Source organism: Streptomyces sp. NPDC046925 (assembly GCF_040644915.1).
In the GTDB taxonomy this organism is placed as follows: Bacteria; Actinomycetota; Actinomycetes; order Streptomycetales; family Streptomycetaceae; genus Streptomyces.
In genome coordinates, this window is the sequence record NZ_JBEYWZ010000013.1 from 63,134 (window position 1) to 82,330 (window position 19,197).

Here is a 19,197-nt window from a genome sequence, read left to right on the forward strand (position 1 = left end):
CCGGCCCGCCGTCGGGCCCCGGAACACGCCCCGCATCCCAGAAATCCCCGTCAGGAGTAACGACGTGACCGACACCGGCCACCAGACCGTACGCGAAGCCACCCTGGATGTACTGCGTCAACTGGGCCTCACCACGATCTTCAGCAATCCCAGCCACAGCGAGATGAAGCTGTTCGAGGCCTGGCCCGACGACGAGTTCCGCTTTGTGATGGGCCTCCAGGAGGCGTCGGTCGTCGGCATGGCCGACGGCTACGCGCAGGCCACCGGCGAGCCCTGCCTGGTCATCATCAACGGCGGCCCCGGTCTCGCCAACGCCATGGGCAGCGTCTACACCGCCGCGTCGGCGAAGACCCCGATGGTGATCCTCGGCGGGCAGCAGGCCCGCAAGATGCTGCTCGGCGAGCCGTTCCTCGTCGCCAAGGACTCCACGCAGCTGCCGAAGCCGTACATCAAGTGGGCCGGTGAGCCCGCGCGCCCACAGGACGTCCCGGCGATGATCGCCCAGGCGTACCAGATCGCCAAGCAGGCCCCCCAGGGCCCGGTCTTCGTGTCCGTCCCCGAGGACGACTGGGTCAGGCCCGCCGACCCGAACCCGGTGCGCATCGCGCAGGTGACCAGCGCGGTCGCGCCCTCCGAAGACGCACTGGCGCAGATCGCCGCGGCCCTGGACGGGGCGGAGCGGCCCGGCATCGTCGCGGGCGGCCCGGTCGACGCGCAGGGAGCTCGCGGCGCCCTGATCGAACTCGCCGAGAAGCTCAACGCCCGGGTGTGGGGCGCGCCGGTGTGGAACCGCGGGGCGTTCCCCGAGAACCACCCGCTGTTCGCCGGGGTCCTGCCGCCCATCCCCGAGCTGATCAGCGAGCGTCTTTCGGCGCAGCACGACGTGGTCGTGGTGTTCGGCGGCCCCGCGTTCACCCTGTTCACCGCCTGGGACCTGTTCTCCACCGCGCCGGCCGACCTCGACCGCAGCCCGCGCCCGACGCTGCCGGACTCGGTGCGGTTCCTGCACGTGACGGACGACCCGCAGGCCGCCGCGGCGACGCTCGCCGACCACAGCTTCGTGGCGCCGCCGGGCGCCGTCGTCAAGGCCCTGGTCCCGCGCGTCACGCAGCGCGAGCGCGTGGAGCTCGCCCCCGTGCGCGAGCCCGTGGCGGTTCCGGAGCCCTCAACGCCGCTGACGCAGGCGTACCTCTTCCACCTGCTGTCCAAGGAACTCCCGGACGACGCAGTCCTGTTCGAGGAGCTGCCGATCGCCCGCGCCGACTTCCACGAGCAGATTCCGCTGGGCGCCGACAACGGCTACTTCGCCACGGCCAGCGGCGCGCTCGGCTTCCCGTTCGCCGGGGCCGTCGGATACGCGATCGCCAAGCCCGACCGGCGCGCCGTGGTCGTCGTGGGCGAGGGCTCGGCGCAGTACACGCTGCACGCGCTGTGGACCGCGGCCCAGCAGAACGCGCCGGTGACGTTCGTGATCCCCGACAACTCCGGCTATCTGTCGCTCAAGTACTACCTCCAGGACCAGAAGTCCTGGGAGAAGGGCTATGACCTCAGCGGCGTCGACATGGCCCAGCTGGCCCGCGGCTTCGGGGTGCGCGGCGAGCGCATCACGACGCCCGAGGGCCTCCAGGACGCGCTCCGGGACTCCCTGAACGCGGAAGGCCCCGTCCTGCTCGACGTCATGGTCGCCGACCCTGGCCTGTTCCGCCTCTGACCAACCACCCCTGTTCGTACGACGATCGGGAGATGCCCGTGACCACCACAGCCCAGCCTCTCGGGGCCGACGAGGCGCCCTACCACCCGGAGGGCGACGTCATTCACCAGCCCGCGGGTGAAGGCCAGTCCATCTGGTTCGGCGACGCCATCTACACCTTCAAGGCGACGCGCGAGAACACCAACGGGTCGCTGACGCTCGCGGAGGCGACCGTGCCGCCCGGCGGCGGCCCGCCGCCGCACATCCACCCGCGGGCCGACGAGGCGTTCTTCATCCTCAACGGCACCATCGAGTTCCTCAACGGCGAGAAGACGTTCGTCGCCGGTGACGGCGACTTCGTGTTCGTGCCGCGCGGCACCCGGCACCGCTTCCGCAACGTCGGCGTGCAGACAGCGCGGCTGCTGTTCATGTTCACGCCTGCCTACCTGGAGAAGTTCTTCATGGAGATCGGCCAGGAGGCACGCGCCGGGGAGGCTCCGCTGCCGCTGACCCCGGAGCAGCAGCGACAGATCGTGGATCTCGCCCCCCAGCACGACCTCCAGTTGTCGTTGTGAGGGAAGGGAACGGCATGGCCGGCCAGGACACCATGCAGGCAGCCGTCATCGACGGTTTCGGCGCACCCGGCGTACTGCACACCGCGCCACGGCCCGTGCCGGTGCCGGGCGAGGGAGAAGTCCTCGTCCGCGTCCATGCCGCGGGCGTCAACGCGATCGACTGGGCCACGCGGGCGGGACAGGGGGTGGGCGTCTCCGCCTTCCCCGCCGTGCTCGGCTGGGACATCTCGGGGACCGTCACCGCGCTGGGGCCCGGCACCTCACGGCTGCGGGTGGGCGACGCCGTGTTCGGCATGCCCCGCTTCCCCGCACTGGCGGGCGGATACGCGCAGTTCGCGGTCGCCGACGAGAACGAGCTTGCGCTCAAGCCCTCCGGAGTCGACGACGTCGTCGCCGCTTCGGCGCCGATGGTCGTGCTCACCGCATGGCAGACGCTGTACGAGCACGGCGGCCTGGACAGCGGCCGTCGTGTCCTCGTGCAGGGCGCGTCGGGCGGCGTCGGGCACATCGCCGTCCAGTTGGCGGCGGCGGCCGGAGCCGAGGTCATCGGCACCGCGTCCGCCGCGAACCACGGCTTCGTACGCTCCCTCGGCGCGCACGAGGTGGTCGAGCACGACGCGGTGGACCGTGCCGCCAAGGACGTCGACATCGCGGTGGACCCGCGGGGCGGCGCCGACTTCCTGCGACTGCTCGACGTGGTGCGCCCCGGCGGGATCGTCGTCACCCTCAAGGGGGAGGCCGACGGTCACCGGGCCGCAGCACGGGAACGCGGGGTGCGCGCCGGTTTCACCTACGTGCACCCGGACCGGGCCGTCCTGGAGCAGGCCGCACCCCTGCTGGCCGACGGCAGGCTGCGGCCGTACGTGCAGGAGGTGCTGCCCCTCACCGAGGCCGCCCGCGCGCACGAGATCGGCGAGCAGGGCCATGTGCGCGGCCGCCTGGTGCTCGACCTGCGCTGACCTGCCCCCCCCAAGGGCCCCGGCCCCCGACCAAAGAAATGAGGAAGCCCGATGATCCTGGTCACCGGCGCCACCGGGCACGTGGGCGGCGAGGTCCTCGCCCATCTGCTGCCCGCGGCGGACGCCCCGCCGCGCGCCCTGGTGCGTGATCCCGCCAAGGCCGCTCTGCCGCCGACGGTCGAGGCCGTCACCGGCGACCTGAACCGGCCGGATTCGCTGCGCCCCGCGCTCGACGGGGTGGACGGCGTCTTCCTGCTGCCGGGCTACCCGGACATGCCGGGGCTGCTCGCCGAGATGCGGCGGGCCGGCGTGGACCACGTGGTGCTGCTCTCCAGCATCGCCGCGCCCGACGGGGACCTCGACAACGCGATCTCCGCCATGATGATCCGCTCCGAGGACGCCGTACGCGCCTGTGGGATCCCGTGGACGATCCTGCGGCCCAGCGGCTTCATGTCGAACACCTTCCAGTGGACGGAGCAGCTGGCCGCGGGCGACACCGTGCGCGCCGCGTTCCCGGGTGTCGCCGTCGCCATGATCGACCCGGCGGACATCGGCGCCGTCGCCGCCCGAGTCCTGCTCGACGACGCCCACCACGGCCTGGCCCACGCACTCAGCGGCCCCGAACCGCTGCTGCCTGCGGACCGGGTGCGTGTCCTGGGCGAGGTCCTCGGCCGCAAGCTGCGTTTCGAGGGCCAGTCCGACGAGGAGGCCCGCAGCGAGATGGTCGAGCAGGGCGTTCCCGCGCCCTACATCGAGGCCTTCTTCCGCTACTACGCGGACGGCACCCTCGACGACTCCCAAGTCCGCCCGACCGTAGGGGAGTTGCTGGGCCGGGAGCCCCGCACGTTCGAGCAGTGGGCGCAGCGGCACGCGAGCGCTTTCCGCTGAACCACCACCCATTGACATCACCGACCTCTGAAGGAGTGTCCGCCGTGACCACCACAGTGGAGACCGTCCGTTTCAAGCTCACCCCCGGCTTCGACGCCGCCGAGTTCGCCAGGCTCGACCAGTCGGTCGAGAACGACTACATGGCCAAGCAGCCCGGCTTCGTCTCGCGGGAGGTGACCCGCAGCGACGACGGCGAGTACCTGGTGATCGTGCACTGGGCCACCGTCCAGGACGCCGACGCCACCATGCAGGGCTTCTTCGGCGCCTCGCAGACCCAGGACTTCCTGGCCGCCATCGACAAGTCCACGGTGGCCTCGGGGCGGTATGCGCAGCTGAGCAGCAACTGAGACACGAGACGGAGCCCGTTGCCGGGACGCCATGGCGCGTCGCGGCAACGGGCTTCGTCGTTCAGCTGCCGCTGACCTGTCAGATGCCGCTCACCTTGGCCACCGAGAACGGCAGGTCGAGGGTGGCGGAGCCGAACTGGGAGCGGATCACGTGCAGGGAGCCGCTCTTGCGTATGAGCGTCGTCGGGTGCTGGAGGGCCGCATCGGTCACGTGGGCCGCGACGGACGCCGAGGTGACGTCCGAGGAGACGGTGAGCCGGTTGATGCTGTCCGAGTCGAACTGGACGACCCACAGCTGGTTCTTCTCCCAGAGCAGCCCGTCGGCCGAGACGAGCTTCCCGCCGGTCACCGTCAGCTTGCGGATGCCGCCGGTGGCGGGTTCGAGCCGGAACAGGTCGCCGGATGCCATGTCGACGGTCAGCAGGTACTTGCCCGTCGCGTCGGACTCGATGCCGTTGAGGGTGATGGCCCCGTCGGGGTGGGGGGCCACGACGCCGTTCAGGTCGAACCCGGTGGACAGGGTGTCGGTGCCGCGCGCGGTGACGGTCTTCTCGATGGTGGCGGCGGGCAGCCGGTAGACGAGCTGGCGCAGCGAGTCGGTGACGTACGCGGTCCCGTCGGGCGTCAGGTCGACGTCGTTGAGCACGGACTTGCCGGGGGTGGGGCTGACGAAGCGGGCCAGGCGCTTGCCGTCCGCCGTGCTGTACAGGGTCACGCCGTCCGCGTCGTTGACCCACACCCGGCCGTGCTTGTCGACCTCGGTGCCCATGGCCTGGGTGCGGCCGTCGGTACCCGCGGGCAGGAACTCGGTGGCCTGGGTCTGGCCGGAGGGGGCGCGGTAGACCGCTCCGGTGGCGAACGAGGTGATGTAGAGGTCACCGTTCTTGGGGTCGGTGGCCATGCCTTCCGGGTAGGCCTGGTTGCCGGGCAGCGCGATGGCGCGGGTGACCGTCATCGCCTCGGCGGCCTCCGGGGCCGCGGTGGCCGGCGCGGTGATCCCGGCGGCCAGGGCGAAGGTCACTGCGAGAGCGCACGTGGTGAGCCGTCGGCGGGCATGCGTCAGATGCATGGGGTCCTCGTTTCGAAGTGCACGAACGCCGGGAGTGCCCCGGCGGGCGTTGAGGACCATATGGCTGGATCTGAGCGGGAGTTGGGGCGCCCACGGAGGGCTCGAAATCGCCTCCGGATCGTAAAAGCCGAGGTGAACTGGGGTGCGGCAGGCGGTACTTGGGGCTGAAATTACCTATGTGAAGACAGCGACTTTCGTAGGTGACTGACGGGATTCCGTATGGTGGCGATGCTTCCGTTTCGTCCCCGCCGAGGGCCGGACGTCTGCCGGCCGCGTCACTCGGGCGCCGCGGCCGTGGGCTCCGGCACGGGCTCCGGCACCGGCTTGGCGGGGGTTCCCGCGCCGGGGTACTCCTTGCCGCGCCACAGGATGACGCGCTGCGCGATCGGCTCGGTGAAGCGGGCGGCGAGCGGGCCCATGACGACGAGGAGCAGGACGTACGCGGTGGCCAGCGGCCCGAGGGAGGGCGCGACCGTCCCGGAGGAGACCGCGAGCCCGGCGATGACGATGGAGAACTCGCCGCGCGCGACCAGGGCGCCGCCCGCCCGCCACCGGCCGCGCTCGGCGATCCCGGCGCGTTTCGCGGCCCAGTACCCGGTGGCGATCTTCGTGAGGATGGAGAGCGCGGCCAGGGCGAGGGCGGGCAGCAGCATCGAGGGGATGGTGGTGGGGTCGGTGCTGAGGCCGAAGAACACGAAGAACACCGCGGCGAACAGGTCCCGCAGCGGCATCAGCAGATGGTGGGTGTTCTCGGCCACCTCCCCGGACAGGGCGATGCCCACGAGGAACGCCCCCACGGCCGCCGACACCTGGAGCTGCTGGGCGACACCGGCCACCAGGAGCGTCATGCCGAGGACGACGAGCAGCAGCTTCTCCGGGTCGTCGCTGGAGATGAAGCGCGAGATGACCCGCCCGTAGCGCACGGCGACGAGCAGTACGGTGCCGACCGCGGCGAGCGCGATGCCCAGCGTCAGACCGCCCGCGAGCAGGCCCGTGCCGGCGAGCAGTGCGGTCAGTATGGGCAGGTAGAGCGCCATCGCGAGGTCTTCGAGCACGAGGATGCTGAGGATGACCGGGCTCTCGCGGTTGCCGAGCCGGCCCAGGTCGCCGAGCACCTTGGCGATGACGCCGGAGGAGGAGACCCAGGTGACGCCCGCGAGGACCACGGCGGCCACCGGACCCCAGCCGAGCAGCAGGGCCGCCGCCGCGCCGGGCAGCGCGTTGAGCAGGAAGTCGACGCCTCCCGCGGGGGCGTGGGTCTTGAGGTGGCCCACGAGGTCGCCCGCGGTGTACTCCAGGCCGAGCATCAGGAGCAGCAGGACGACACCGATCTCGGCGCCGACCTCGATGAACTCCTCGCTGCCGCCGAGCGGGACGACGCCGCCCGCGCCGAAGAGGAGCCCCGCGAGGAGGTAGAGGGGGATCGGCGAGAACTTCAGGCGCACGGCGAAGCGGCCGAGCAGACCGAGGGCGAGGACCACCGCGCCGAACTCGATCAGGAAGACTGCGGAGTGCACGCGATCAGCCCCGCTCGAGGATCTCGTGGGCGCCGTCCACGCCTTCCCGGGTGCCGATGACGATGATGATGTCGCCCCCGTGCAGCCGGAAGTCGGGGCTGGGCGAGGGGATCGCGTGGGAGCGGCGCATGACGGCCACGATCGAGGCCCCGGTCTCGGTGCGCATCTTCGTCTCGCCCAGGGTGCGCCCGTTCCAGTACGAGCCGCCGGTGATGGTGACCTGCTCGGCGATCAGCCCGAAGTCGCTGGTGTGCAGCAGGTTCGGGTTGTTGTGGCTGGGCAGCAGGGCGTCGGCGAGGGAGAGGGCCTCGGCGCCGGTGAGGACCAGGGAGAGGCCCGCCGAGTCCGGGTCGTCGTCGTGGTGGACGTTCAGGGTGCGGTTGCGGTCGCGGTGCGCGATCACCGACAGGGTGTCGTGGCGCCGGGTGGTCAGTTCGTACTGCACCCCGATGCCGGGCAACGGGGTGGTCCTCAGGCGGGGTGCAGGCATGATGTCTCTCCTTCGGTCTGCCCTTCGGTGTGTCCCTCGGTCTGCGTCATCGCTTGCGGAACCACACGGCGCCCAGGGGCGGCAGGACCACCGTCGCGGCGGCCGGAAACCCCTGCCGGGGCCCGGGAGCGGCGTGGACGCGTCCGGGGTTGGTGACCCCGGAGCCGCCGTACCGCGCGGCGTCCGTGTTGAGCACCTCGGTCCAGGCGCCCTCCTCGGGCAGCGCCAGACGGAAGCCGTGGCGGACGGTGGGCTGGAAGTGGAAGACGCACACCAGCGCCTCGCCGTCCTCGCCGTACCGCACGAAGGAGTAGACGTTGTCCTCGGCGGCGTCCGCGTCGATCCAGCGGAAGCCCTCCGGGCGGGTGTCCTGGCTCCACAGCGCGGGGTCGCCGAGGTAGCTGCGATTGAGGTCGCGCACCAGGTCACGCACCCCGGCGTGCGCGCCGTGCCGGAGCATGGACCAGTCGGGGCCCTTCTCGTGGGACCACTCGGAGTCCTGGGCGAACTCCTGCCCCATGAAGAGGAGTTGCTTGCCGGGGAAGGCCCACATGAAGGCGAGATAGGCGCGCAGATTGGCCAGCTGCTGCCAGCGGTCGCCGGGCATCTTGGTGAGGAGCGAGCCCTTGCCGTGCACCACTTCGTCGTGGCTGATCGGCAGGGCGTAGTTCTCCGCGTAGGCGTACACCATCGGGAACGTCATGGCGTGGTGGTGGTGCTGCCGGTGCACGGGGTCCTGCGCCATGTACGACAGGGAGTCGTGCATCCAGCCCATGTTCCACTTCAGGGCGAAGCCGAGTCCCGCGTGGTCGGTGCGGCGGGTGACGCCGTCCCAGGCGGTGGACTCCTCGGCGATGGTCAGGACGCCGGGGCAGCGCCGGGGCACGGTGGCGTTCATCTCCTGGAGGAACTCCACCGCCTCCAGGTTCTCCCGGCCGCCGTACACGTTCGGCAGCCAGGCGCCCTCCTCGCGCGAGTAGTCGAGGTAGAGCATGGAGGCGACGGCGTCCACGCGCAGGCCGTCGACGTGGAACTCCTCGCACCAGTACACGGCGTTGGCGACGAGGAAGTTGCGCACCTCGTTGCGCCCGTAGTCGAAGACGAGGGTCCCCCAGTCGGGGTGTTCGCCGCGGCGCGGGTCGGGGTGTTCGTACAGCGCGGTCCCGTCGAAGCGGGCCAGGGCCCAGTCGTCCTTGGGGAAGTGCGCGGGGACCCAGTCCACGATGACGCCGATGCCCGCCCGGTGCAGCGCGTCGACCAGGGCCCGGAAGTCGTCGGGGCCGCCGAGACCGGCCGCCGGGGCGTAGTACGAGGACACCTGGTAGCCCCAGGAGCCGCCGAAGGGATGCTCGGCCACAGGCATGAACTCGACGTGCGTGAAGCCAAGTGCCTTGACGTACGCGGGCAGTTCGACGGCGAGTTCGCGGTAGCCGAGGCCGGGGCGCCATGACCCCAGGTGGACTTCGTAGACGCTCATCGGGCTGCGGTCCACGGTGCGTTCGCCGCGCCGGGCCATCCAGGCGTCGTCGCTCCAGCGGTGGCGGGAGCGGAAGACGATCGAGGCGGTGCCGGGCGCCGCTTCGGCGGAGGCGGCGAGGGGGTCCGCCTTCTTGATCCAGCGGCCTTCCGGGGTGAGGATCTCGTACTTGTAGCGGCAGCCGTCGCCGACGCCGGGCACGAACAGCTCCCACACCCCGCTGACGCCGAGCGAGCGCATGGCGTGCGCCCGGCCGTCCCAGTGGTTGAAGTCGCCGGTCACCCGCACGGCGCGGGCGTTGGGGGCCCATACGGCGAACGCCGTGCCGGTGACCGTGCCCCAGCCGGACTGGTGCCCGCACACCCGCGCGCCGAGCACCCGCCACAGCTGCTCGTGCCGGCCTTCGCGGATGAGGTGCAGGTCGAGTTCGCCGAGGGTGGGCAGGAAGCGGTAGGGGTCGTCGTAGTCGTGGACGTCCGTGCCGTAGCGGACGCGCACCCGGTAGTCGGGGACGACCGTGCCCGGAAGGCGGCCCGCGAACACGCCCTCGCCCACATGGTCGAGGTCGAGCAGCGGCTCGCCGGACGGGGTGGTCAGCGACACGGCGTCGGCCAGCGGGCGCAGCACCCGCACGCTCACGCCCGCCGCGCCCGGATGCGGTCCGAGCAGGGCGTGCGGGTCGCTGACGTCTCCGGTGGTGAGCCGCTTGAGGTGGGTGGCGGCCAGGGCCGGTGGGTGCTGTGCGGTGGTCACGACTGCGGGGTCCCGTCCGTGAGTATGTGGGCCACTTGGTGCCGCGGATCGAGGCGTACGTAGTTGTCGCGGCCCCAGCGGTAGCTCGCGCCCGACAGGGCGTCGTGCACCTGGAAGGTCTCGGAGCGCTCCAGGCCGAGCGCCGGCAGGTCGAGGGTGATCGTCGCCTCGCGTGCCTCGTGCGGGTCGAGGTTGAGCACGACCAGGACCCAGTCGCCGTCGGCGGCCCGCTTGGAGAAGCAGGTCACCGCGTCGTTGTCGGTGCGGTGGAAGCGCAGGTTGCGCAGCTGGTGCAGGGCGGGGTGGGCGCGCCTGATGTCGTTGAGGGAGCGGATCAGGGGGGCCAGGGAGTCGCCCGCGGCTTCGGCGGCGGCCCAGTCGCGCGGGCGCAGCTGGAACTTCTCGGAGTCCAGGTACTCCTCGCTGCCGGGTCCCGTGGGCACGTTCTCGTACAGCTCGTATCCGGCGTAGACGCCCCAGGTCGGCCCGGCGGTCGCGGCGAGGACGGCGCGGGCCGCGAAGGCCGCGCGGCCGCCGTACTGGAGGTAGGCGTTGAGGATGTCGGGGGTGTTCACGAAGAGGTTGGGCCGCAGGTAGGCGGAGCTCTCCTCGCCGTCGAGTCCGGCCAGCTCGGAGAGGTAGGACTCGACCTCCTCCTTGGAGTTGCGCCAGGTGAAGTACGTGTACGACTGGTGGAAGCCCGCACGGGCCAGGGCGTGGAGCATGGCGGGGCGGGTGAACGCCTCGGCGAGGAAGAGCACGTCGGGGTCGCTCTCGTGGACGGCCTCGATCAGGCGGTCCCAGAACGCGAGGGGCTTGGTGTGCGGGTTGTCGACGCGGAAGATCCGCACCCCGTGGTCCATCCAGTGACGCAGGACGCGCAGGCATTCGGTGTGCAGTCCGTCGGGGTCGGTGTCGAAGTCGATCGGGTAGATGTCCTGGTACTTCTTCGGCGGGTTCTCGGCGTACGCGATGGAGCCGTCGGCGCGGTGCTTGAACCACTCGGGGTGCTCGGTGACCCAGGGGTGGTCGGGCGAGCACTGGAGGGCGAAGTCGAGCGCCACCTCGAGCCCGAGTTCACCGGCGCGCGCCACGAAGCGGTCGAAGTCGTCGAGGGTGCCGAGCTCGGGGTGGATCGCGTCGTGCCCGCCGTCGGCGGAGCCGATCGCCCAGGGCGAGCCGGGGTCGTGCGGGCCCGCTTCCAGGGTGTTGCCCGCGCCCTTGCGGTGGGTGCTGCCGATGGGGTGGACCGGCGGCAGGTAGACCACGTCGAAGCCCATGTCCGCGACGGCTTCCAGGCGCTTGGCCGCGGTGCGCAGGGTGCCGGGGCGCGCGGGCTCGGGCACGCCGTCCCGCGCGGCGGGTATGACGGCGCCCTCCGAGCGGGGGAAGAACTCGTACCAGGCGCCGTACAGGGCGCGTTCGCGGTCGACCCGCAGCGGCAGCTCGGACGAGCGGGTGAGCAGCCTGCGTATCGGGTGGGCGGTCAGGAGTGCGCTCACGCCGGGGTCGTCGACGGCGGCGAGACGTTCCTCGGGGTTCAGGCGACGGTCCCGCAGCCGTGCGGCCGCGGTGGTCAGCTGAGCCGACACATCGGCGGGGACCCTCCCGGCGAGCTCGTCGAGGAGCAACGCCCCTTCTTCCAGGACCAGTTCGGTGTCGATCCCGGCGGGCACCTTGATGTCGGCGTTGTGCCGCCAGGTGGCGCAGGGGTCGGTCCAGGCCTCCACGCGGTAGGTCCAGTCGCCCTCCCGCGGGGCGCTGATCCACGCGGTGTAGCGATCGGTGCCGGGGGCCACCAGGCGCATGGGGGTCAGGGGCTGCTTGACGCCGTCGGGGCCGGTGAGCACGACGCCGGCGCCGACCGCGTCATGGCCCTCCCGGAAGACCGTGGCGGAGACCTCGAAGACCTCGTCGGGTACGGCACGGGCGGGGGTCAGGCCGCCGTCCACGCACGGCAGCACGTTCACGATGGGGATGCGGCCCACGCGGGGCCCTTGCCCCCTGCGGCCCGTCGGCCCGCAGGGCGGCGGTGCGCCGTGGGCGGTCGGGCGCGTCGTGTCGCGCTGCATGGGCTTGCCCTCCATAGTGCTCGTGCCTCCTCGCACCGGGGTGCGGTCGCTGGACAGGGGTGTTCGGCGGTGCGAGCGGGTCGCGTCGGCCTGCGGGCGCGGTCAGCGTCGGATCGCGGTGGTCCCGTTGCTGACCTCGGAGATGATCCGGCGGTATCCCGACACCAGGGGGTGGTGCGGGTACGCCGTGGAGAACAGCTGCTCACCCGCGAGTGAGGCCATCTCGGGCGCGTAGGGCAGCACGGTGGTGATGCGGGTGTCGTAGGCCGTCTCGACCTCGCCGCGCAGCCGGTCGGCCATGGTGCCGTCGGGCGCCATGTTCACGGCGATGCTCATGCTGCCAAGGCCCAGGCGCCCGGCGAGCGCCATCGTCTCCTTGGCGCCCGCGAGGTCGAGCCGGTCGGCGCGGGTCACCACGACCAGGCCGTCCGAGCTGGCCATGGCGGTGACGGTCTCGTTGTTGAACCCGGCGTGTGTGTCGAGCAGCAGCACGTCGAGCGCGAGCGTGTCGATGAGCCGGTCGAAGCCTTCCCTCAGCAGGCCCACGTCGTATCCGCGGCCCATGATCTCGTTGACGCCGGTGGCCTGGCTCCTGGCCGGGACCAGGAAGAGCCCTTCGTGCCCGCCGGTGCGGTCGACGGCGTAGGCCGCCTCCTCGATCTCGCAGCGGCCGATGAGGTAGTCGGTGAGCGAGCGCCGGGCCGGGGCCGTCGCATCGCCGAACATCACGTCCAGGGCGGGCGTCTGGATGTCCGTGTCCACCAACGCGACCCGCAGACCCGAGGCGGCGAGCAGCAACCCGAGATTGGCGGCCGTGCTGGACTTGCCGGTGCCCCCTCGATAGGAGTGCACCGTGATGATCTGCGACATGTTCTCCACCTGACAGTTCTTGCTCGTTCGCGCGTCGGCCGGCGGGCGGCTCCGGTCAGTCGGCGGTCGTGGCCGGCGCCCGCCAGTGCACGGCCATCATCGTGATGTCGTCGGACTGTTCGGCCTGGCCGACGAACTGGCTGAGCGCGCCGTCCATGTGGTCGAGGAGTTCCTCGCCGCGCCCGGCGGCGTCCGTCAGTTGCTCCAGGAGCAGGTCCTCGCCGAAGAACCGGCCCGTCTCCGAGCGCGCCTCGGTGACCCCGTCGGTGTAGATGAAGAGGGTGTCTCCGGGGCTGATCTGCGCGTATCCCAGGGAGAAGGTGCAGTCGGGCATGACGCCCACGGCCGGTCCCGTCGGCTGGAGCAGCACGGGCGCGGCGCCGCTCCCGCTGACCAGGACGGGCGGGTTGTGTCCGCCGTTGATGTAGACGAGATTGCCGGTGACGGGGTCGAGCACGCCGAAGAACATGGTGGCGAAGTAGCCCTGCTTGATGTGGTTGCGGGTCAGATAGCTGTTGGTGCCCACGACCGCGTTGAGCAGGGGTGTCGCTCCCACGACCGGGATGGCCCTGGTGTGTTCGGCCCAGCCGGGCTCCTCGCCCATGAGGTCCGCCGCGATGAGGTTCTGCAGGCCGCTCTGCTCGGCCGTGTGCCGCAGGAGCGACCGGATGAGTGCCATGAACAGGGCCGCGCCGACTCCCTTGTCGCACACGTCGGCCACCACGAGGGCCAGGCGTCTGCGGTTGACCAGTTCGAAGACGTCGTAGAAGTCCCCGGCGACGGTACGCGCGGGCCGGAAGCGCACCCGTATGTGCCAGTCGTCGGGGCTGGGCAGGGAGTCCGGCAGAAAGCCGAGCTGGATCTCCCTGCCTATCTCCAACTCCCGCTCATAGCTGAGCAGTTCGGCATGCGCGGCGACCTCCTCCATGTTCCGGTTGAGTTCCGCGTGCTGGTGGCAGTCGCGCAGCCGTGCCTCGACCAGGACGGGGTGGAACGGCGGGATCAAGTAGTCGGAGCCCGCGCGCACATGGCCGTCCAGGAGGTGCAGATCGCGGTCCGCGTAGGCCACCACCGTCGGCTGCTGACCCTCGTCCGCAAGACGCCGGGCCACCGATCTGACCGTGTGGGGCGACAGTGTGGCGTGCGCGAGCAGCGCGGTCACCGCGGGCATCCGCCCCGGCGACGCCGCCAGTACGTCGCCGGGGGTGCAGGTGTGCGTCTCGGCTCCCACGGCGTCCAGCGCCTTGGCCAGACCTGAGGGCACGTTGCGCCGCTCATCCAGTATCAGCACCTTCGTCTGCGCCATCTCCGCCTCGTCTAGTCCGCTGTCGGCCGGCGCATCACGAGGGTGCTCACATTGCGCCCCGCGACGAGCTCGTACTCAAAGGTGTCCACCGCTGTGAAGGCCAGAAAGACGCCGAGGCCGCCGATGGGCCGCTCCTCCAGGGGCACGTCGAGCGCCGGTGCCCGCATGCCCTGCCTCGGGTCGAACGCCGGGGCGTCGTCCTGGAAGCGGACCCAGACCTCGCCGGGGTCGATCCCGCCGTCCACCGTGATCTCGCCCGGCTCACCGCGGTAGCCGTGCATGACGATGTTGGTCGCCAGCTCGTCGGCGGCAAGGCGCAGCCGGTAGAGCGAGCTCTCCGGGAGGCGGGCCTGGTGGCCCAGACCGAGCACGAAGGCGGACACCGGCTCGAGCGATTCGACCGATGCGGGGATACGGAGTGCGTTGGTCCTGCCGCACCCGGGCGCCTGCGCGACGCCCGCCGCCTTTCCCGCCTCCGCGGCCCCGGGGGCCTCTGCGGTCCTGAAGTCGAACGTCATCTCGGTTCGTCCCTTCAGGCGTCGACCAGATCAATGCTGTGGTCGAAGCCGGCGAGCCGGATGGTCCGTGCCACCGGCTCGGAGGCGCCGACGACAGCGATGCGCACCCCGTCGCCCATCTTCTGCCGGGCGAAGACCAGGGAGCGCAGGCCCGCGCTGGAGAGGTAGCCGAGCTGCTCGGCGCGGATGACCAGTTCGACGGCGCCGGCGCCCGCGGCCTTGCCGACGGTCTCGTGGAACTCGCCCGCCGTCGAGGCGTCCAGCTCGCCCTTGAGCTCGATGGTGGCGACCTTGTCGTTGATCCTGAGCCGCACGTCAAAAGCCACGGTGGTTCTCCTTCTGGGTCAGGTGGTGGTCCTGGCCGGCCGCGCGGCCCACCAGGACGACCGCGGAGTGGGCGCCCAGGTGGTAGCGCCAGGGGTGCTGGAGCTGCGGCTCGGCGCCGACGGGGTGGACTGTGGTGCCGGTGTCGGCGAAGAGGTGCCAGCGCTGTCCGTCGGGCAGTGCGGGCAGCTCCAGGTCGTGCGCCTCCCAGTGGGCGTTCACGGCGACGTACACGTGGTCGTCGGCGACGCTGCCGGACTTGGCGTGCCGGCCGCACCGCATCATGGCGAGCACCCGGCAGTGGTCGGCCCAGTCAGGGGCCCAGGCGCGCACGCCGTGCCAGCTCACGTCGGGGTAGCCGCTGCCGACCCGGTCGGTGCCGGTGGGATGGTCGCTGGTGCGCAACACGGGGTGGGCGTGCCGGAAGGCGATCATCGAGCGTACGAAGCCGAGGAGTTCGTCGTTGACGTCGACCAGGCCCCAGTCGAACCAGGAGAGTTCGTTGTCCTGGCAGTAGGTGTTGTTGTTGCCGAGCTGGGTGCGGCCGACCTCGTCCCCGGCCAGGATCATCGGAATGCCCTGGCTGGTGAGCAGGATGGTCAGCAGGTTCTTCATCTGCCGCAGCCGCAACTCCCTGACGTGCGAGGAGGCGCTCGGTCCCTCTTCTCCGCAGTTCCAGCTGTTGTTGTCGTTGGCGCCGTCGTTGTTGTTCTCGCCGTTGGCGTCGTTGTGCTTGTCGTTGTACGAGACGAGGTCGGCCAGGGTGAATCCGTCGTGGGCCGTGATGAAGTTGACCGAGGCGGACGAGGTGCGGCCCTGGTACAGGTCGGGCGAGCCCGCCATGCGGGTGGCGAGCTCGCCGACCAGGCCCGGCTCGCCCTTGACGAAGCGCCGGACCGCGTCGCGGTACTTGCCGTTCCACTCCGACCAGCGGCCGTAGTTGGGGAAGTTGCCCACCTGGTAGAGCCCGGCCGCGTCCCACGCCTCGGCGATCAGCTTCGTGTGGCGCAGGATCGGGTCGTGCGCCAGCTGTTCGAGGAGCGGCGGGTTGGGCAGCGGGGTGCCGTCCGGTGCCCGGTCGAGGATGGCCGCGAGGTCGAAGCGGAATCCGTCGATGTGGTACTCGGCGACCCAGTGGCGCAGGCAGGAGAGCACGAAGTCCCGTACGACGGGGTGGTTGCAGTTGACGGTGTTGCCGGTGCCGCTGAAGTTGTAGTACTCGCCGCGCGGCGTGAGCATGTAGTACGTGGCGTTGTCCAGGCCGCGGAAGGAGATGGTGGGGCCCTGCTCGTTGCCTTCGGCGGTGTGGTTGAAGACGACGTCGAGGACGACTTCGATGCCGGCCTTGTGCAGCTCCTTGACCAGCGTCTTGAACTCGTCGGCCTGCATGCCGAACGGCCCGGTCGCCGCGTATCCGGCCTTGGGCGCGAAGAACGAGACGGTGTTGTAGCCCCAGTAGTTGTACAGGCGCTCGCCGCTGACCGGGTCGGTGCGCGGGTTGTCCAGCTCGTCGAACTCGAAGACCGGAAGCAGCTCGATGCAGTTGACCCCGAGCTCCTGTAAGTAGGGGATCTTCTCCCGCAGTCCGGCGTAGGTGCCCGGCGCCGACACGCGCGATGACGCGTGCCGGGTGAAGCCGCGCACATGGGTCTCGTAGATGACGAGGTCTTCGGTGGGGATGCGCAGCGGCTGGTCGCCGCCCCAGTCGAAGTCGTCGTGCACGACCTGCGAGCGGTAGTGGTAGACGTTGTCCCAGTCGGGCTCCCTGCCCCACACCTCGCGCCCCGAGATCAGGCGCGCGTAGGGGTCGCTGAGCACCTTGCCCGCGTCGAAGCGGTCGCCGCGCGCCGGGTCGAAGGGTCCGTCGGCGCGGAAGCCGTACTCCAGGTTCTCCAGGTCGAGCCCGAAGACCGTCATGGCGTAGACGCTGCCTATGCAGAACTCCGGCGGGAACTCCAGCTCGGCGCTGGGCTCGGCGGCGCCCCGCTCGAAGAGCACCAGGCTCATCGTGGTCGCGCCGTCGGAGTAGACCGAGAAGTTGACGCCGCCGGGCACCGGAGTGGCGCCGTAGGGGAAGGGCCGGCCCGCCCTGACCCGGTAGGGGCCGATCCGGTGCGTCGGGAAGCCGTCGATGCGCTCGCGCATGTCGGGGGTGGTCATCGGCCCGTGCGTTCCAGCTCGGTGTCCAGGTCGTCGGCGATCCTGAAGAAGTCCAGGAAGCCGGTCGCGGACATGACGAACGAGACTTCTTCGGAGAGGCCGACGAGGGTGATCTCGGCCTCCAGCTGCTGGGCGTGCCGGTGCACGATCAGCAGGGTGCGCAGGCCGGCGCTGGAGACGTACGAGATGCCCGTGAGGTCGATGAGGACCACGGAGCCGTGGCCGATGAACGGGAGGAGCTGGGACTGGAGTCCCCCGGACGTGGTGGAGTTGATCTCGCCTTCGAGGGCGACGACGGTGACGCCTGCGAGCACCTGCGAGCTGACCTTGACGGTCATCCCGTCACCTCCTTGCGGGAGTTGGGTTCGAGGCGGACCTTGACCTTGATGCGACCGGAGGTCTCCGGCAGCCGGACGGTGAGGGCCTGGGCGTTGAAGTCGGTGTGCTCCTCGCCGTCGATCTCCACGGCCGCGATGCGCACGGCCCCCGCGGGCAGCAGGTCCGGCGACACGCGCAGCACGCGGTCCTCGATCAGGGCGGGGTCGGGCTTGAACCAGAAGTCCATCGCCTTGCCGTTGATCAGCAGGTTGTTGTAGACGGCCGCGAGGTAGCACAGCTCGGCCGAGTGGTACATCGACATCGAGTGGCTGCCCTTGAGGCGCTCGACGCCGAGCAGGTACGGCAGGCCGCTGGCCATGGTGTTGAAGTAGACGGCGCCTTCGTCGTGGTCGAGGAAGAACGCGTTGTAGAACGACTGGGCGTCGCGTGCCTCGGTGCGGAAGTCGGCGCGTCCGGTGACCCCGTGCAGGATGAGGTAGGCGAGGATCGCCTGCTCCTGCTGCCACCAGGCCTTGCGGTCGTGCCAGGCGAAGCGGAAGCGGTCCTCGCCCTCGACCTTGACGCGTTCCACGACGTCGTACCAGCCGCCGCGCTGGCGGTCGCTGCCGACCTCGGGCATGGTCTCGCCCAGGGAGACGGCGGTCTCCAGATAGGCGTCCTTCTGGCGCAGGGCGTTCATGCGGATGAGGTTCCAGGCGATCTTCAGGTTGTGTCCGACGACCGCGCGGTTCTGCTGCCATCCGTGGGTGGTGTCGTGCGACCAGTCCGTGTGGAAACGTTCCTGCACGAAGGGGCTGTTCTTGAGGTCGGGGAAGCGCTCGACGATCGTGTCGAAGGTGTACTCCAGCATGTCGGCGTACTTCTGCTCGCCGGTCGCCAAGTACAGGTTGATCAGGTACGCGGGCGCGTGGTCGCCGACCGAGTTCCAGTTCTTGCGGCCCTGGTTGGGGCCGAGCGAGGCGTGGTGGGGGCTGAGCAGGATCGGGTCGATGTGCGAGTAGTAGCCGCCCGCCTCGGGGTCCAGGTAGAACCGGTCGAAGAGGCGGATGGTGGCGTCCGCGTCCGACTTGATCCGCGGGTCGCCGGTGATGCGGTAGGTCTGCACGGGGCCGGCGAGCGCGTAGATCTGCTCGTAGGCGGGCAGCGCGTCGTAGTCGTCGGAGAACTCGGACGTGAACAGCTTCTTCTCGACGTCTCCGTCGACCTTGAGGCCGTGGTACCAGTACACGACGTTCTCGTCGGTGTCGACGAACCGCATGTGCTCGCGCAGGTACTCGGTGCCGCGCTCGGCGACCTCCAGGTACTCGTCCTCGCCGGTGAGCAGGAAGGCGGATGCCATGCCGTAGACGAGCCGGGAGATGGTGTCGGTCTCCTGGACGTGGCTCGCGGTCTTGTCGCCGCCGAGCCTGATCTCCGTGCGGTAGTCGCCGAAGTCGATCGGCCCGTCGCCGAACTGGGCCTTGCGGTAGAAGCCGGCGATCTCCCTGATCTGCCGGACCCACCAGCCCGCTTCCTCGAAGCGGTAGTCCTCGGGGTCGCGCCCCAGGAAGATCAGCCGCTTGGCCTCGAAGCGCAGCGCCTGGCTGTGGGGGTAGAAGATGCCGTACGCGATGACGAAGGCGTCCTGCGTGAGGAGCTCGTCCACGTGCCCCGACGCGTCCTGGTAGGGCTCGCCCAGGTTGTGCAGGAGCTCGGCGCTGGGGCCACCGTCGAGGCTGACGTCGAAGAACCGGCCGTCGGCGGTGACCAGGGAGAAGACCCGGGCCTCTGCGTCGAACGCGGTCACCCGTCCGGCGACGGTGTCCGAGAAGGTGAAGTCGACGTTCCGTGAGATCTCTGGCAT

Annotated in this window: 17 protein-coding genes; 5 read left to right on the forward strand and 12 right to left on the reverse strand. The window is 70.5% G+C overall.

What is annotated here, in order from left to right; translation table 11 throughout:
- The first annotated feature begins 64 nt into the window (after nucleotides 1-64).
- Genes mdlC through ABZ906_RS36720 form a run of 5 tightly spaced genes read left to right on the forward strand, consistent with a single transcriptional unit; the run spans nucleotide 65 to nucleotide 4,459 of the window.
- The gene (mdlC, locus tag ABZ906_RS36700; protein WP_361390190.1) at nucleotides 65-1,711 is read left to right on the forward strand and encodes a benzoylformate decarboxylase; all 1,647 of its coding nucleotides are present in this window, start codon (nucleotides 65-67) and stop codon (nucleotides 1,709-1,711) included.
- Between the two features lie 38 nt (nucleotides 1,712-1,749).
- Nucleotides 1,750-2,265, forward strand: a complete 516-nt coding sequence (locus tag ABZ906_RS36705) for a cupin domain-containing protein (RefSeq protein WP_361196116.1) — start codon at nucleotides 1,750-1,752, stop codon at nucleotides 2,263-2,265.
- A 14-nt stretch (nucleotides 2,266-2,279) separates the two neighbouring features.
- A complete protein-coding gene (locus tag ABZ906_RS36710) occupies nucleotides 2,280-3,224 on the forward strand; it encodes an NADP-dependent oxidoreductase (protein ID WP_361390192.1) in 945 nt (314 codons plus the stop codon).
- A 51-nt stretch (nucleotides 3,225-3,275) separates the two neighbouring features.
- On the forward strand, nucleotides 3,276-4,112 hold the full coding sequence (locus tag ABZ906_RS36715; protein WP_361390194.1) for an NAD(P)H-binding protein: 837 nt from the start codon (nucleotides 3,276-3,278) through the stop codon (nucleotides 4,110-4,112).
- A gap of 44 nt (nucleotides 4,113-4,156) precedes the next feature.
- Nucleotides 4,157-4,459, forward strand: coding sequence for an antibiotic biosynthesis monooxygenase (locus tag ABZ906_RS36720; RefSeq protein ID WP_361196122.1), 303 nt, complete (start codon nucleotides 4,157-4,159; stop codon nucleotides 4,457-4,459).
- Nucleotides 4,460-4,538: 79 nt separating this feature from the next.
- Here ABZ906_RS36720 and ABZ906_RS36725 read toward each other — a convergent pair whose 3' ends face one another.
- The 12 genes from ABZ906_RS36725 to ABZ906_RS36780 form a co-directional block, all read right to left on the reverse strand.
- Nucleotides 4,539-5,528 (reverse strand): superoxide dismutase, encoded by a 990-nt coding sequence (locus tag ABZ906_RS36725; RefSeq protein WP_361196123.1) that lies wholly within the window; start codon nucleotides 5,526-5,528, stop codon nucleotides 4,539-4,541.
- Between the two features lie 275 nt (nucleotides 5,529-5,803).
- The gene (locus ABZ906_RS36730; RefSeq protein WP_361196125.1) at nucleotides 5,804-7,045 is read right to left on the reverse strand and encodes a cation:proton antiporter; all 1,242 of its coding nucleotides are present in this window, start codon (nucleotides 7,043-7,045) and stop codon (nucleotides 5,804-5,806) included.
- Between the two features lie 4 nt (nucleotides 7,046-7,049).
- Complete coding sequence (locus tag ABZ906_RS36735) at nucleotides 7,050-7,535, reverse strand: TrkA C-terminal domain-containing protein (RefSeq protein WP_361196127.1); 486 nt, start codon at nucleotides 7,533-7,535, stop codon at nucleotides 7,050-7,052.
- Between the two features lie 46 nt (nucleotides 7,536-7,581).
- Nucleotides 7,582-9,765 (reverse strand): 1,4-alpha-glucan branching protein GlgB, encoded by a 2,184-nt coding sequence (glgB, locus tag ABZ906_RS36740; protein WP_361390196.1) that lies wholly within the window; start codon nucleotides 9,763-9,765, stop codon nucleotides 7,582-7,584.
- Complete coding sequence (locus ABZ906_RS36745; RefSeq protein WP_361390198.1) at nucleotides 9,762-11,852, reverse strand: maltotransferase domain-containing protein; 2,091 nt, start codon at nucleotides 11,850-11,852, stop codon at nucleotides 9,762-9,764. The genes glgB and ABZ906_RS36745 overlap by 4 nt, the downstream gene beginning before the upstream one ends.
- Before the next feature lie 87 nt (nucleotides 11,853-11,939).
- Entirely contained in the window at nucleotides 11,940-12,707 is a 768-nt protein-coding gene (locus ABZ906_RS36750) for a MinD/ParA family protein (protein ID WP_361196133.1), read from the reverse strand.
- 55 nt (nucleotides 12,708-12,762) lie between these two features.
- Nucleotides 12,763-14,013 (reverse strand): SpoIIE family protein phosphatase, encoded by a 1,251-nt coding sequence (locus ABZ906_RS36755; RefSeq protein ID WP_361196135.1) that lies wholly within the window; start codon nucleotides 14,011-14,013, stop codon nucleotides 12,763-12,765.
- 11 nt (nucleotides 14,014-14,024) lie between these two features.
- Nucleotides 14,025-14,531, reverse strand: a complete 507-nt coding sequence (locus ABZ906_RS36760; RefSeq protein ID WP_361196137.1) for an ATP-binding protein — start codon at nucleotides 14,529-14,531, stop codon at nucleotides 14,025-14,027.
- 14 nt (nucleotides 14,532-14,545) lie between these two features.
- Nucleotides 14,546-14,857 (reverse strand): anti-sigma factor antagonist, encoded by a 312-nt coding sequence (locus ABZ906_RS36765; protein WP_190085640.1) that lies wholly within the window; start codon nucleotides 14,855-14,857, stop codon nucleotides 14,546-14,548.
- Nucleotides 14,847-17,015: a glycogen debranching protein GlgX gene (gene glgX, locus ABZ906_RS36770; RefSeq protein WP_361390200.1), complete on the reverse strand. Its 2,169-nt coding sequence runs from the start codon at nucleotides 17,013-17,015 to the stop codon at nucleotides 14,847-14,849. Before glgX ends, ABZ906_RS36765 begins: the two co-directional genes overlap by 11 nt.
- On the reverse strand, nucleotides 17,012-17,353 hold the full coding sequence (locus ABZ906_RS36775; RefSeq protein WP_361390202.1) for an STAS domain-containing protein: 342 nt from the start codon (nucleotides 17,351-17,353) through the stop codon (nucleotides 17,012-17,014). The genes glgX and ABZ906_RS36775 overlap by 4 nt, the downstream gene beginning before the upstream one ends.
- Nucleotides 17,350-19,197, reverse strand: a complete 1,848-nt coding sequence (locus ABZ906_RS36780) for an AGE family epimerase/isomerase (RefSeq protein WP_361390204.1) — start codon at nucleotides 19,195-19,197, stop codon at nucleotides 17,350-17,352. Before ABZ906_RS36780 ends, ABZ906_RS36775 begins: the two co-directional genes overlap by 4 nt.

Coding starts and splice junctions, on each gene's coding strand:
- ABZ906_RS36710 (WP_361390192.1), top strand. CDS start 2,280: ATGGCCGGCCAGGACACCATGCAGGCAGCCGTCATCGACGGTTTCGGC.
- ABZ906_RS36745 (WP_361390198.1), bottom strand. CDS start 11,852: ATGGAGGGCAAGCCCATGCAGCGCGACACGACGCGCCCGACCGCCCAC.
- ABZ906_RS36750 (WP_361196133.1), bottom strand. CDS start 12,707: ATGTCGCAGATCATCACGGTGCACTCCTATCGAGGGGGCACCGGCAAG.
- ABZ906_RS36715 (WP_361390194.1), top strand. CDS start 3,276: ATGATCCTGGTCACCGGCGCCACCGGGCACGTGGGCGGCGAGGTCCTC.
- ABZ906_RS36735 (WP_361196127.1), bottom strand. CDS start 7,535: ATGCCTGCACCCCGCCTGAGGACCACCCCGTTGCCCGGCATCGGGGTG.
- ABZ906_RS36760 (WP_361196137.1), bottom strand. CDS start 14,531: ATGACGTTCGACTTCAGGACCGCAGAGGCCCCCGGGGCCGCGGAGGCG.
- ABZ906_RS36755 (WP_361196135.1), bottom strand. CDS start 14,013: ATGGCGCAGACGAAGGTGCTGATACTGGATGAGCGGCGCAACGTGCCC.
- ABZ906_RS36780 (WP_361390204.1), bottom strand. CDS start 19,197: ATGCCAGAGATCTCACGGAACGTCGACTTCACCTTCTCGGACACCGTC.
- ABZ906_RS36775 (WP_361390202.1), bottom strand. CDS start 17,353: ATGACCGTCAAGGTCAGCTCGCAGGTGCTCGCAGGCGTCACCGTCGTC.
- glgX (WP_361390200.1), bottom strand. CDS start 17,015: ATGACCACCCCCGACATGCGCGAGCGCATCGACGGCTTCCCGACGCAC.
- ABZ906_RS36725 (WP_361196123.1), bottom strand. CDS start 5,528: ATGCATCTGACGCATGCCCGCCGACGGCTCACCACGTGCGCTCTCGCA.